The 12,856-nt window shown below is 58.0% G+C and carries 13 protein-coding genes and 1 pseudogene; 10 read left to right on the top strand and 4 right to left on the bottom strand.

Translation table 11 applies throughout. The annotated features are described in order from the left end of the window. Window positions 1–69 precede the first annotated feature (69 nt). Both HKD32_RS15440 and HKD32_RS10440 read left to right on the top strand, forming a co-directional pair. Window positions 70–162 (top strand): annotated as a pseudogene (locus HKD32_RS15440) (zinc-ribbon domain-containing protein); the annotation flags it as partial. Between the two features lie 15 nt (window positions 163–177). Beyond that, a complete protein-coding gene (locus HKD32_RS10440) occupies window positions 178–555 on the top strand; it encodes a hypothetical protein (protein WP_228118971.1) in 378 nt (125 codons plus the stop codon). 6 nt (window positions 556–561) lie between these two features. Here the strand turns inward: HKD32_RS10440 and HKD32_RS10445 are convergent, their stop codons facing one another. After that, window positions 562–972 carry a hypothetical protein gene (locus HKD32_RS10445; RefSeq protein ID WP_061932494.1) on the bottom strand — a complete coding sequence of 137 codons (411 nt, stop codon included), beginning with the start codon at window positions 970–972 and terminating at the stop codon, window positions 562–564. 117 nt (window positions 973–1,089) lie between these two features. Here HKD32_RS10445 and HKD32_RS10450 point away from each other — a divergent pair, with 117 nt between their 5' ends. From HKD32_RS10450 to HKD32_RS10470, 5 genes are all read left to right on the top strand, one after another. Further along, a complete protein-coding gene (locus HKD32_RS10450; protein WP_194257954.1) occupies window positions 1,090–2,910 on the top strand; it encodes an ATP-binding protein in 1,821 nt (606 codons plus the stop codon). Continuing rightward, on the top strand, window positions 2,907–4,823 hold the full coding sequence (locus tag HKD32_RS10455; protein WP_061928900.1) for an ATP-binding response regulator: 1,917 nt from the start codon (window positions 2,907–2,909) through the stop codon (window positions 4,821–4,823). Before HKD32_RS10450 ends, HKD32_RS10455 begins: the two co-directional genes overlap by 4 nt. 68 nt (window positions 4,824–4,891) lie before the next feature. Further along, the gene (gene hslV, locus HKD32_RS10460) at window positions 4,892–5,470 is read left to right on the top strand and encodes an ATP-dependent protease subunit HslV (RefSeq protein WP_016738073.1); all 579 of its coding nucleotides are present in this window, start codon (window positions 4,892–4,894) and stop codon (window positions 5,468–5,470) included. A gap of 1 nt (window position 5,471) precedes the next feature. Continuing rightward, window positions 5,472–6,794, top strand: coding sequence for an ATP-dependent protease ATPase subunit HslU (gene hslU, locus HKD32_RS10465; RefSeq protein WP_061928898.1), 1,323 nt, complete (start codon window positions 5,472–5,474; stop codon window positions 6,792–6,794). 13 nt (window positions 6,795–6,807) lie between these two features. Further along, window positions 6,808–7,242 carry a SufE family protein gene (locus HKD32_RS10470; RefSeq protein ID WP_061928896.1) on the top strand — a complete coding sequence of 145 codons (435 nt, stop codon included), beginning with the start codon at window positions 6,808–6,810 and terminating at the stop codon, window positions 7,240–7,242. Between the two features lie 65 nt (window positions 7,243–7,307). On the opposite strand, the gene HKD32_RS10475 is transcribed toward HKD32_RS10470, so the two are convergent. From HKD32_RS10475 to HKD32_RS10485, 3 genes are all read right to left on the bottom strand, one after another. Further along, window positions 7,308–7,517, bottom strand: coding sequence for a hypothetical protein (locus tag HKD32_RS10475; RefSeq protein WP_010501943.1), 210 nt, complete (start codon window positions 7,515–7,517; stop codon window positions 7,308–7,310). Window positions 7,518–7,603: 86 nt separating this feature from the next. Further along, the gene (locus HKD32_RS10480; protein WP_061928894.1) at window positions 7,604–8,257 is read right to left on the bottom strand and encodes an energy transducer TonB; all 654 of its coding nucleotides are present in this window, start codon (window positions 8,255–8,257) and stop codon (window positions 7,604–7,606) included. Between the two features lie 126 nt (window positions 8,258–8,383). After that, window positions 8,384–10,804, bottom strand: a complete 2,421-nt coding sequence (locus tag HKD32_RS10485) for a glucose/quinate/shikimate family membrane-bound PQQ-dependent dehydrogenase (protein WP_061928892.1) — start codon at window positions 10,802–10,804, stop codon at window positions 8,384–8,386. Between the two features lie 304 nt (window positions 10,805–11,108). Here HKD32_RS10485 and rpmI point away from each other — a divergent pair, with 304 nt between their 5' ends. The 3 genes from rpmI to pheS all read left to right on the top strand — a co-directional run bounded on the left by rpmI (window position 11,109) and on the right by pheS (window position 12,855). After that, window positions 11,109–11,309: a 50S ribosomal protein L35 gene (rpmI, locus tag HKD32_RS10490; protein WP_010501937.1), complete on the top strand. Its 201-nt coding sequence runs from the start codon at window positions 11,109–11,111 to the stop codon at window positions 11,307–11,309. A 14-nt stretch (window positions 11,310–11,323) separates the two neighbouring features. Then, window positions 11,324–11,683, top strand: coding sequence for a 50S ribosomal protein L20 (rplT, locus tag HKD32_RS10495; RefSeq protein ID WP_007282845.1), 360 nt, complete (start codon window positions 11,324–11,326; stop codon window positions 11,681–11,683). 101 nt (window positions 11,684–11,784) lie between these two features. After that, window positions 11,785–12,855, top strand: coding sequence for a phenylalanine--tRNA ligase subunit alpha (pheS, locus tag HKD32_RS10500; protein ID WP_010501933.1), 1,071 nt, complete (start codon window positions 11,785–11,787; stop codon window positions 12,853–12,855). The last annotated feature ends 1 nt before the right edge of the window (window position 12,856 follow it).

Raw genomic sequence — 12,856 nt, forward strand, 5'->3', positions numbered from 1 at the left:
CCTTCATATGGGCAAGCCAGTTCAGATCAGGCTGATGTCGGTAGAGCCTGATTGTTGAAGGATACTGTGATGCGTCTCGAATGTCCCCACTGTCATGCGGTTTTTGAAGTGCCTGAGGCACTTTTGGGCCATGCACGCCGGTTGCGCTGTGCAAATTGCGGGGAAAGCTGGGAGATAATGTCTTCCGAGCCCGAAGTGCAGGAGGCTGAAGGGGGCGATCAGGGTGTGGAGCAAGCAGTGGCTCCAGAAGCAGGGTCGGATGAGCGACAGGATAACGAAGCGGTTTCTCTGAAGCCTCAGTCAGTTGGGGTGTGTAGTCTGGCTGCAAGAGAAATCGAGCGTCGGCAGGCTGCGCTGCATTCCCGCTCATCTGTTGGCGCGCCAACTGGATCAGAACCCATGGCTCGAAAAATGATTGGTAGCACAGGGCGCTGGCTGGCCGCATGGGGTGTCAGCCTTGCCATGGTCGGGGGTGGTGCCGTTGCCGCATGGCACTGGAAAGCGGGGGAATTGGTTCACCTGTGGCCAGGTGTTGGCCATTTTGTTTCCCCCTGAGCTTTCTCACATGTTGCGGGCAGCCAGTGCAGAAAGCGTAGCTCCGATAGCGGCGAGGCCCATGAGCAGGAAGCCGTCGAACATCAGCGAACCCGGCGTCAGTAGGTGGCTTCCGATCTGAAGATGCGTCGGGAGTGTACCGGCGACGTGATTCATGATGTCCTTCGCCTGCGGGTCGGCGCTGGCAGCGCTGGTCGTGATGGCGCTGACGATATGGGGCAGGATATACCAGCCCAGACCCAGGATCAGCAGAAGTGGAGCCAGCAGTTCGGCCACCTGCTGGGCGAAGTAGAAGACGAAATAGCACACGGACCAGATGCCCGTCCGGATCAGGGTCCCGGTTGAAAGAGGACCACTTTCCCCGCTACGGGTGTTGAGTAGGCGATCCGTAATGTTGCGGGAGGGCTGAATGTCCATAGATACGGCTTCCACTGGTCCGGTAACGGGAGTTAGTCTTCGCCCCTTGGAAATCGGACGAACATCAGCTTCGGACTAGCTGCAAGAGGCCGTCAATGCAAACATTCCGTCACCGTCATGCTGTCTTCTGATCTCAAAACTCCGTCTGGAGTGACGGAGACGGCGCGCGTTCTGCTCGTGGAGCCGGATGACACCCATGCCCAGCGGATCTGGCGTGTTCTGCTGAAAGAAGGTTTTGCCGTCACCTGTCTGGGGAGTGGCGAGGCCGCGCTGGGCATGGTCGAAGACCTGATGCCCGATCTTGTGGTCGTCTGCTCAGAATTGCCGGGCATGACGGGCGGCCAGCTTGCGCGGCGTCTGCGGCTGGATGCGTTGACCCGGACCATTCCCATCCTGATGCTAACGGAAGACGCGTCTCCGGGCGTGGAGCGTGAAGGACTGGAGAGCGGGGCCGATGCCTATATTTCCAAATCCGCGCATCCGGATCTCCTGGTGCTACGCATGCGAGCACTTTTGCGGGAGGGGCCGGAGCTTCTTCAGGTAGACGAAGCCTCCCGCCTGCGACGGGCCAGAATCGTGATCGTCAATTCTCCCCGCGATGAGGAAGAAGACGAGGAGATTTCCGACGATGCGCCTGAGACTACGCTGGGCGAACTGCTCTGGCGCGATGGTCATACGGTTACGTCCATTGAGCGGTCTGATGATCTGATTGAAGGTGGTTGGTTGCGGGGCGCGGATGGGCCTGACTGTCTGGTCCTGGAGCTGGGAAGTGGCGAAGAAGATCTTAAGTTCTGTTGGCTGCTAGATGCACGACGGCAGGCCGTTCTTGAGGCGGGTGGTATTCCGTTCCGGACGTTGGGCATTGTCGAGGCGTCGCGATTCAGACGGCAGTCTTCCGGCGAGTTCTTTGAAGCAGGCATTGATGATCTGGTGCCTAGCGATATCGCCATCGAAGCACTGGCGATGCGGATCAGGACGCTGGCCCAGCGGCGTATGGCGCAGGATGAATTCCGCCAGCAGGAAATCGAACGCCAGCAGAATGCCCTGACGCTTGAGGCGGCAAGAGCCAAAGCTGAAATGGCCGAGGCCCTAGCGCAGGCCAACATGGAACTGGCCCGGACGAATGAGCAGCTCATTCAGGCGCAGTCCAAACTCGTTCAGACCGCTAAGATGGCGTCTCTGGGTGAGCTGGTGGCGGGGATCGCGCATGAGATCAACAATCCGCTGGCGTTTACAATCGCTCATGCGGATACAGTTGAGCGGACCCTGAAACGCCTTCAGACGATGGGTGGCCCTGAAGAGGGGGCTCCTCTCATGCAGAAGGGAATTTCGCGTCTGGAGTCCATGAAGCTTGGGCTTCAGCGTATCCAGAACCTTGTCTTGAGCCTAAGGCGCTTTTCGAGGCTGGATGAGAGTTCATTTCAGACAGTCAATGTTCCCGAAGCTCTGGAAACGGCTTTGGCCCTGTTGGGACATAAGCTGGGACCAGATATTATTATTGAGAAGGACCTTCAGGCACCGGCGCATCTGGTCTGTCAGCCTGCGTTTCTGAATCAGGTTGTCATGAATATCATCTCCAATGCTGCCGATGCTCTGGCGGACATGTCTCCGGAAGGCGGCCCTGTGGAGGGGCGGATTGTCATCACGTCACGGTTGGAAAACGGTCGGTATGACATGACGATCAGCGATGACGGGCCGGGTCTGCCGTTTGAATTGAGAAACCGTGTCTTCGATCCGTTTTTTACCACGAAGCCTGTTGGCACCGGAACGGGATTGGGGCTGGCGATTGCCTATAGCGTCATGGAAGCCCACGACGGAACCATCGAAATCACGGATGCCAATCTGCCGAATGGCCGAGGCGTGGGAGCTTGCTTTCGTCTCAGCCTGCCCGTGACAATGACAGAAGAGGGGCCAGTTGCAACTGGTCGTCCCGTATGAGTGTATGGAGTGCCAAGGGGCCAAATCGTCCCCGGATTCTTCTGGTGGATGATGAGGAGGAAATCCTTGTTGCCCTTGAGGATCTGCTGGAAGACCAGTACGAAATCCTCGCCACGACGGACCCGTTCAGGGCGCTTGATCTTCTGCGCACGCATCCGGATGTCACAACGATTATTTCCGATCAGCGGATGCCGGGCCTGACGGGCGATCAGCTTCTGATGAAAGCGCGCGCGTTTTCCGATGCGCGCAGTATTCTTCTCACGGGGTATGCGGATCTGGATGCCGTGGTCTCGGCGCTCAATCTGGGGCAGGTGCAGGCCTATGTGCACAAACCATGGGATTCGGATGCGCTGAGGTCTCTGGTCGGGGAAGTTACGCAGCATTGCGTGGCTCAGCGTGCCTTGCAGACGGAACAGGCGCTGTTGCGCGGGTTGATGGACGCGTTGCCCATCGGACTGGTTTTTTCGGATGCGCAGGGACGATGCATCCGGAGTAACATTCTGGACGAAACGGTTCAGAATGGTGGCGATGAACTCCTTCATTTTCCTGAAACGCTGCGCGAAGACGTCCGGCAGATGCGGGAAGATGTTCGGCAGAGCGGTCAGGAAGAGCGGTTGATCGCGGAAAGCGTTCCTGACGAAGAGAGTGGGACGACGCAACGCTGGCACGAGCTGACGCGCCTTGCTCTGGCGTGGCCGGAGAATGTCCCTGTGTCCGAGCGCTGGCAGGTCAGCATGGACCGGGATGTCACCCGCCGGGTCATGATGGAAAGCCGCTTGCGTCAGGCGGACAAACTCCAGTCCCTTGGAACGCTGGCGGGGGGTATCGCGCATGATTTCAACAATCTTTTGGCAGCGATTTCTGGATCTCTCGAGTTGCTGGAAGATATGGTTGATCTGGATGAGACATCCGGCGCACTTGTCAAAAATGCTATGGAGTCTGCGCAGCGGGGCGCGGTTCTGACGCGGCGGCTTCTTCAGTTCGGGCGCCCGCGAGAGGCAAGGCTGGCTCCGGTATGGTTGCAGGACTTGTTGCCGGGGCTTGAGGCTTTGCTGGTGCAGAGTCTCAAGCGCAGAACAGGTGGGGGAGATGCCGCATGTGTTCTGTCTCTTGGCGAACTGGCTGCGGATTTTCCTGCGGTCTGGTCGGATCAGGATCAGCTTGAAATGGCGCTTCTCAATCTGTGCGTAAATGCGCGTGATGCGATGAGCCGGGGTGGAACTGTAAGGGTTTCGGCCCGTCTGGTCGGGCAGAAATTCGACACTTTGCCACCGGAATGTTGTCTTGAGCAGGCCGTAGCGATTGATGTGATCGATGAAGGCGAGGGCATGTCTCCAGAGGTGATGAAGCGAATTTTCGATCCGTTTTTCACTACGAAGGATGTGGGACGTGGAACTGGCCTTGGTCTGTCCAGTGTCTATGGTTTTCTGAGCCGGAGTTATGGCGAGATTGTTGTAGACAGCACGCCCGGGATCGGGACGTGCATGACACTGATTTTACCCGTGGTTCGAGCAGAAGTCATGGCCGAGCAAAAGGAGCAGGACCAGGCGGCTGTGTCTTTGCGTGTGCTTGTGATTGATGATGAAGCGCCTGTCCGGATGGTGACAGCCGGGTTCCTTCGTCATGATGGGCATAACGTGAGCGCTGTCTCGTGTCTTGCAGAGGCGCTGACGGTTGTGGACGAAAGTGAACCGTTCGATCTCGCGGTGATTGACATGCGGATGCCGGATCATGACGGTCCCGCCTGTGCAGTGGCCCTCACAAAAAGGCTTCCGGATCTAAAGGTCCTGTTCATTAGTGGGCATACGGACACGGTGCCAACGCAGGGCTCGGAAGAGCCTCTTGCCAAACCGTTCACCCATAAAGGGTTGCAGTCCGCGATCCAGCGCTTGATGCAGCTTTCTTCAGCATAACCCGGCGTCATGATCTGAAATCGAGCACCCTCTTGTCAGTGAAAAAGACAGCCCCATCTTTTCAGGTGATGTCTTACCAAACTACTCCCCACGATCCGGTCGGCTGGCATGGCACGACCATTCTCTGTGTCCGACGCGATGGGCAGGTTGCCATGGCGGGGGACGGGCAGGTCTCTCTCGGAGCGACTGTCATTAAAGGCAATGCGCGCAAGGTTCGGCGTATTGGTCCGCATGGCAAAATCCTTGCGGGCTTTGCCGGGGCGACTGCTGATGCCTTCACATTGCTGGAAAGGCTTGAGGCAAAACTTGAGCGCTATCCGGGACAACTTGAGCGGGCCTGCGTCGAACTGGCAAAGGACTGGCGCACGGATCGCTATCTGCGCCGACTGGAAGCCATGATGGCCGTTGCCGATGCGGAGCGCTCCTTCACGCTGACAGGAAATGGCGATGTGCTGGAACCGGAAGATGGCATCGTCGCCATTGGGTCTGGCGGGAACTATGCCCTGTCGGCTGCGCGAGCGTTGATGACGGTTGAAGGTCTGAGCGCGGAAGAGATTGCGCGCCGGGCCATGAAGATTGCTGGCGATATCTGCGTTTACACGAACTATTCCGTGACGCTGGAAACACTTGGCGGGGAGGCTTCCTGATATGGCCGTACCAAATTTTGCACCCCGCGAAATTGTCTCCGAACTTGATCGCTTTATTGTCGGGCAGTCCGATGCCAAGCGCGCTGTCGCAATTGCCATGCGTAACCGCTGGCGCCGGTCCCAGCTTCCGGACGGCCTGCGGGACGAGGTTGTTCCCAAGAACATTCTGATGATCGGCCCGACAGGGTGTGGCAAGACGGAAATTGCCCGTCGTCTGGCGAAGCTGGCACAGTCACCGTTCCTCAAGGTCGAAGCCACGAAGTTCACGGAAGTGGGCTATGTGGGCCGTGATGTGGACAGCATCATCAGGGATCTTGTTGAAGTCTCGCTGACCATGCTGCGCGAAAGCCGCCGCAAGGATGTGCAGGAAAAGGCCCGGGCAGCGGCTGAAAACCGTCTGGTTGATGCGCTTGTCGGGGAAGGGGCTACGGCCGATACAAAGGTCAAGTTTCGCCAGATGCTTCGGGACGGAACGCTGGAAGATAAGGAAATCGAGATCGAGATTGCCCCTGATCCACAGACCGGAGGTGGTAAGGAAGGCGGCGATATGCCCGGTTTACAGTCAGGACAGATCATCAGCTTCAATGATATGATGAAAGGCTTTGTGAATCGGATGCCTTCACGCAAAAAGCTGAAGGTGTCTGTGGCGCGGGAACAGCTTATTCGGGAAGAGGCCGACAAGCTTCTGGATGATGATGCCCTCAAGCGCGAGGCTGTGGAGCATACCCAGAACCATGGAATTGTCTTTCTGGATGAGATCGACAAAGTCTGTGCGACGTCTGAGCATGGAACGCGGAGCGGGGATGTCTCTCGCGAAGGCGTGCAACGCGATCTGTTGCCTTTGATCGAGGGGACGACGGTTAGCACGAAATATGGTTCTGTGAAGACGGATCATATTCTCTTCATCGCTTCCGGGGCCTTCCATGTCTCTAAACCGTCGGATCTGCTGCCTGAGTTGCAGGGGCGTCTCCCCATTCGTGTGGAGTTATCAGGCCTAAGCCGGGACGATCTGAAACGTATTCTGATGGAGCCGGAACACTCGCTCCTCAAGCAGTATGTCAGCCTGTTGGGAACGGAAGGTGTCACGCTTGAGTTCGCGGATGACGCGGTAGACGCGCTGGCGGAACTGGCTGCCGATATCAACGAGCGTGTTGAAAATATTGGCGCGCGACGTCTGGCAACCGTTCTCGAAAAGCTGCTGGAGGACGTGTCTTTTGCGGCTTCCGAGCGCAAAGGTGAGACCGTGAGGGTGACGGCAGAGGATGTTCGTGACAGGGTGGCGCCACTTGCCCGCAAGGGTGATTTGAGCCGCTTCATTCTGTAACGGAGACTGATTTGTGAGTGATGCCTTTCTTGCGCCGCAAGAGGAAACTGCTGCCGCTGCCATTGAGGAAATCGAAGCCGAGCTGGCTATGTTCGACGACTGGATGGAGCGGTATCAATACATCATCGAGATGGGGCGTAAGCTGCCCGTGTTTCCGACGGAATGGCAGGATGACGCCCATCGTGTTCCGGGATGCCAGAGCCAGGTCTGGCTTGAAGCGGAAGACCGCGATGGCCGGCTCTTTTTTGCCGGGGCTTCGGATGCTGCGATTGTGCAGGGTCTCGTAGCGTTGCTGCTGCGGGTCTATTCGGGGCGTCCCCGCGAGGAAATTCTTCAGACGAGCCCGGTTTTTCTGCACGATATGGGGCTGGTCAAGGCACTGTCTACCAATCGTGGAAACGGGGTCGAAGCCATGGCGCAGGCTATTCTCAAACGCGCTGCGGCCTGATTTTCTACTGGATTATGTAAAAGCAAAAGCCCCTGCCAACTTTGCTGGCAGGGGCTTTTTTATGCTCAGTTGGATGGCTGTGCCGCCTGAGGGGCAGGAGCATCACACTTGGTGAACTTGCCCTTGGCGTCGCGACAGGGTTTTGGCTTCTTTGGAGCCTCGCATTTGGTGAATTTGCCTTTGGCATCGCGGCAGGGCTGGGACTTGGCGTGTGCAAGCTGGCCACCAAAAGCGACGACGGCGAGGGCTGCAAGGCCGAGTTTGCGGATCATCATAGCTGGGTATCCATATGTGTGACCCAGCCTGGAGGGATGGGTTTCAGAGACGTAAATTATTGCGTTTCTGATCAGTAATCCAGCGTTTAGCGGAAACCCTGCTGATCATCCGGATGGACGGCATTCCAGTTCACGTGGCCTCGGTAATGACTCGAAACAGGCTTTCCGTCAGTCATGGCTGGAAAATATCTGGCCAAGGCGAAGTAGGCGAGGGTTGTTGTTTTGAGAAGTTCGGGGCTGTCGCCTGATGCTGTGCAATTATGGGCCACCCCAACAGGGTCGATATCGCAGTTGACTGTGACCTCTCCTGACATGCGCAGGTCATCGGCATACGCGGGATAGCGCGGGGGTCTTGAATGAGTTTTGTCCAGGATTGGACGGGTTGATGTCGGATCGGTTGTGAACGTGTAAGTGTGCTCCCAGGACGCTTCCTGGGGTTGGGTGTCCGCATATTGAGGCAGAAACCCGGAGGCCAGCGCAGCCTGCACAGCGGCAAGTCCGAAATCGGGAGCCGTTGCGGAAAGAACGTGACACTCCTTTGCAATCCCTGTTGGTGTAATGGTGCAGTGGATTGTTGCTGTCCCGCTGTGACGGTCTTCCTGCTCGGATGGCGGATAGATCGCTGCCACTGTGTGATGTGGATCTGACATGACCGTAAGAGCTGGTGGCTCATCTTCGGCGCAGACGCTGCCAGTAAGCATCAGACTCCCGAAAAGAAGGGGAAATATCCGGCGGATCATGCAGGCTCCAGAGCTTTGAACGGGATTGCAACGTGACTTTATGTTACAAATGAATCCTGTAAAGCCGTCTCAACAAAAAAGGGCACCCGAAGGTGCCCTTTTCCGTAGTCGGACGTCAGAAGTGGATCAGTTGCCCAGCGAGTAGGCAATCAGATCGTCACCCATGACGGTCGGGAAGGAGTTATGACCACCTGCGTAGGTGACCACGAACTGCTTGCCATTGACGGCATAGGTCATCGGCGTGGCCTGTGCCCCGGCCGGTAGACGATCCTGCCACAGGGTCTTGCCCGTCGTCAGATCGTAAGCGCGGATGTAGTAGTCCATCGTGCCTGTCAGGAAGCCGACGTTACCAGCCGTGGAGAGCGGGCCACCAAGGCTCGGAACACCGATCTTGATCGGAGGCAGCGGGATAGGCAGGGAGCTGCCGTGCATGGAGTCACGGAGCGTACCGTTACGATGCTGCCAGACCACCTTGTTGGTGCGCAGGTCGATACCGGCCACATAGCCCCAGGGCGGCGTGCGGCAAGGCATCTTGATGCCGAGCGGCAGCAGGACCGGATCCATGAACGGATGCAGGTCAACAGCATACGGGATGCCATAGTTCGGCTGAAGGCCGGTTTCGCCACCAGAGCCCTTTGCGTTGGGTTCCGGCCAGAGCGGGTTGCCCGGACCACGGGGAACCAGACGGGAGACGAACGGCAGGGAGATCGGGTTGGCGAAGGCCACCTGACGCTGTGGATCAACCGACAGGCCACCCCATTCGAACATGCCCAGATCGCCCGGGAAGACCAGCGTGCCCTTGAGGGACGGCGGCGTGAACGGACCTTCGTAGCGCAGGGAGTGGAAGTAGATGCTGCAGAACATCTGGTCGAAGATTGTGCCACCCCAGATATCGGCATCGGAGAGCGGGTTCTTCGGACGAAGCGTCAGCTGCGACATCGGCTGCGTCGGGCTGGTGTGGTCGCCCGGAGCTGCACCACCTGGAACTGGTGTTTCAGGAGCAGCGACGACTTCCTTGCCTGTGCGACGGTCGAGAACGAAAATATCGCCTGTCTTGGTCGGGATGTAGATCGTCGGAAGGATGGAACCGTCCTTCTGGGTGACGTCTACGAGGCTCGGCTGAGAGGGAGCATCCATATCCCACAGATCATGGTGAACGGTCTGGTAGTACCAGGCCAGCTTACCCGTGTCTGCGTTCAGCGCGATAACGCCTGGAGCATAACGCTCGGATTCCTTGGTGCGGTAACCGCCCCACTGATCCGGCGTGCCAACACCCATCGGGATGTAAACGAGGTTCAGGGCCTTGTCGTAGGACGACACGATCCAGGAGTTCGGGGAGTTCGGATGGAAGACCGGGTGGTCTGCATCCGGCATCTGGTTCGGGTCCGGGTTGGACGCATCGAAGACCCAGACGCGCTTGCCGGTGTAAACGTCAAATGCCTGCGTTGCGCCCGATGCCTGCTTGATGGAGCCGTTATCGGTGATGGCGCTGTTGGCAATGATCAGCTTGTCGGTAATGACCGGCGGAGACGTCGGCTCATACATGCCTGGCGTGACGTAAGGCTGGTTCGGCTCGCGCAGATCCAGTTCGCCGTCATTGCCAAAGCCGGAACACTTCTGCCCGGTTTCTGCGTCGACTTCGACAAGGCGGCCGTCGTTCACCGGCAGAATGATACGCTTGGCGCAATCTGTCGGAGCGGGGTTGCCATCGCTGTCCGTTGCATCAGCAGGCGTCTGATGGAAGCTCACACCACGGCAGGTCAGATGCTGGAAGCCTGGATTGACCTGAAGATGCGGATCGAACGTCCACTTGACGTGGCCGGTTGCGGCATCGACGGCCCACAGTTTCTGATGCAGCGAGCACAGATAAAGTGTGTTGTCGAATTCGATCGGGGTGACTTCGTTGGTGGCTTCGCCCGGATCACTCGGTCCCATCAGATCCTTGGTGTGGATGTGCCATGCCACCTTGAGGTTCTGAACATTGGTCGAATTGATCTGCTTCAGCGGAGACCAGCGATCGCCAGCCTGCGTACGGCCATAGGCGTGCCATTCGCTGTCCGGCACGTTGTCCGGGTCAGCCGGGGCTGCATTGGTCAACTGCGTTGGCAGATTGCCGCTGATGTCATGCGGGTCCGTGAACAGACCGGCGATGAGCACCAAAATCGCCAGACCAACGGAACCAGCGAGTGGCAGCGTCGTCGCGCGCGTGCCGCCGATCTGGCGGGACACGAACGGGATCAGCAGCCAGATACCGAGAATGATTACGATATCGGAGCGGGGGACGAGGCTCCACAGGTCGAGGCCGACCACAGAGAGCTCCCACACAACCGTTGCGAACACGACGGCAGCAAAGAGCCACAGGGCGGCCGGATTACGGCGCCATGCAAGGACAGCCGTTGCGAGAAGCGCAAGGCCGAGAATGAGGTAATACAGTGGGCCGCCGAGGGATGCGGCCCAGGCGCCGCCCACGGTCAGGATCGCGCCGCAAAGCGCGAAGACCGCGGCCGTAATCAGGGCCCAAAGCCCTGGCCGGGAAGATGTGCTCATGATGTTCCTAGAGCTGTTATTTGGTGCAGCACTTGACCTTCGGACAAACACATAGAAGCGCATTAAGAATCAAGATGTCAGAAGGTTCATCTTGCTCACGTCACTGTGAGCGAGATCACAGTGACGTGACTTGAAGAAAGGCTCGTCTTTTGCTTGCGCGTTAAAGAAAATAAAGTCCTTGGTAGAATCATTCAGATGGGATAAGGCAGCCGCTCCGTGTACGCGTCCGGGCCTCAAGTGGCATGCCCGGCCGTGCAGAGTCCTGCTTTTGTGGGACCAATCGTTTACGGCGAGGGAGACCGAAATGCCCAAGATGAAGACCAAGTCGTCGGTCAAGAAGCGGTTCAAGATCACCGCGACCGGCAAGGTAACATGCGGCCCAGGCAACAAGCGCCACGGCCTTATCAACCGTCCGCAGAAGATGAAGCGCACCAACCGTGGTCCTCAGACCATGACGGATATGGACGCTAAGACCATCAAGCAGTGGGCGCCCTACGGGCTCTAAGGAGATAAGGTAACATGGCACGTGTTAAGCGGGGCGTAACGACGCACGCCCGTCACAAGAAAGTTCTCGACCTCGCCAAGGGTTACCGCGGCCGTTCGTCCACGAACTACCGTATTGCTCTGGAGCGCGTCGAGAAGGCGCTGCGCTATGCGTATCGCGACCGTCGCAACAAGAAGCGTGATTTCCGCGCCCTGTGGATTCAGCGTATCAACGCTGCCGTCCGTGAGCACGGTCTGACGTACAGCAAGTTCATCAATGGCCTGGACAAGGCTGGCATCGAGATCGACCGTAAGGTTCTTGCTGCCATTGCTTTCGACGACGCAGCTGCATTCGCAGAAATCGTCAAGAAGGCACAGGCTGCTCTCGCAGCCTGAGCTTTTCAGACCTGATCCCCACGTGTGGGGGCTGGTGACTGGCGGGCCGTCCTGTTATCAGGGCGGCCCGTTTTGTATTTGTACTGTAAGCGATGGGCGGTATGGCTGACGATCTCGACACGCTGAAGAATGACACTCTTGCTGCGCTGGGCGCTGCTCAGGATCGCGCGCAATGGGATGCCATTCGCGTTGGAACACTGGGGAAGTCTGGTGCCCTGACCGGGCTGCTCAAACAGCTTGGAAAACTTGATCCCGAAGAGCGCAAGCTGCGCGGACAGGCTTTGAACCGCCTGCGGGACGACCTGACCAAAGCGATTGAGGAGCGTGGTCGTGAGATCGAGGAACAGGCTCTTGAAGCGCGCCTGAAGTCCGAACGGGTGGATGTGACGATGCCTGCGCCGTCGGTTGCGACGGGCGCTATTCATCCGATCAGCCGTACCATTGAAGAAATGACGGCCATTTTTGGAGCGATGGGCTTTTCGGTTGCTGAAGGACCGGATGTCGAGAGCCAGTGGCACAATTTCTCTGCGCTTAACACGCCAGACCATCATCCAGCCCGTACCGAGCACGACACGTTCTACCTGCCGCCGAAGTCAGGAACCAATGAGCCGCGTGTTCTGCGAACGCAGACCTCCGGCGTTCAGATCCGGACGATGCTGGGCCAGAAGCCGCCCATCCGCATTATCGCTCCTGGCCGCACCTATCGTGCAGATCATGATGCCACCCATTCGCCAATGTTCCATCAGTGCGAAGGGCTGGTCATCGATCGCAATATCACGCTTGGGCATCTCAAAGGCTGCCTGATCGAGTTCCTGCGCGTCTATTTCGACAAGCCCAATCTGCCGGTGCGGTTCCGCGCGTCTTACTTCCCCTTCACTGAGCCTTCCATGGAAGTGGATATCGGCTGGTCCAAGGCGACCGGTGAAATCGGTGGCGGTTCTGACTGGTTGGAAGTTCTTGGCTCCGGCATGGTCCATCCGCGCGTGCTGGCCAACTGTGGCCTTGATCCAGCCGAGTGGCAGGGTTTTGCGTTTGGTATGGGCGTCGAGCGTCTGGCCATGCTCAAGAATGGTATTCCGGATCTACGTTCTTTTTATGAGAGCGATCTGCGCTGGCTGCGTCACTACGGATTTTCGGCTTTCTCTCCCGCCACGCTGACGGAGGGCGTGTGAC

The organism is Gluconobacter japonicus (genome assembly GCF_015244665.1).
In the GTDB taxonomy this organism is placed as follows: Bacteria; Pseudomonadota; Alphaproteobacteria; order Acetobacterales; family Acetobacteraceae; genus Gluconobacter; species Gluconobacter japonicus.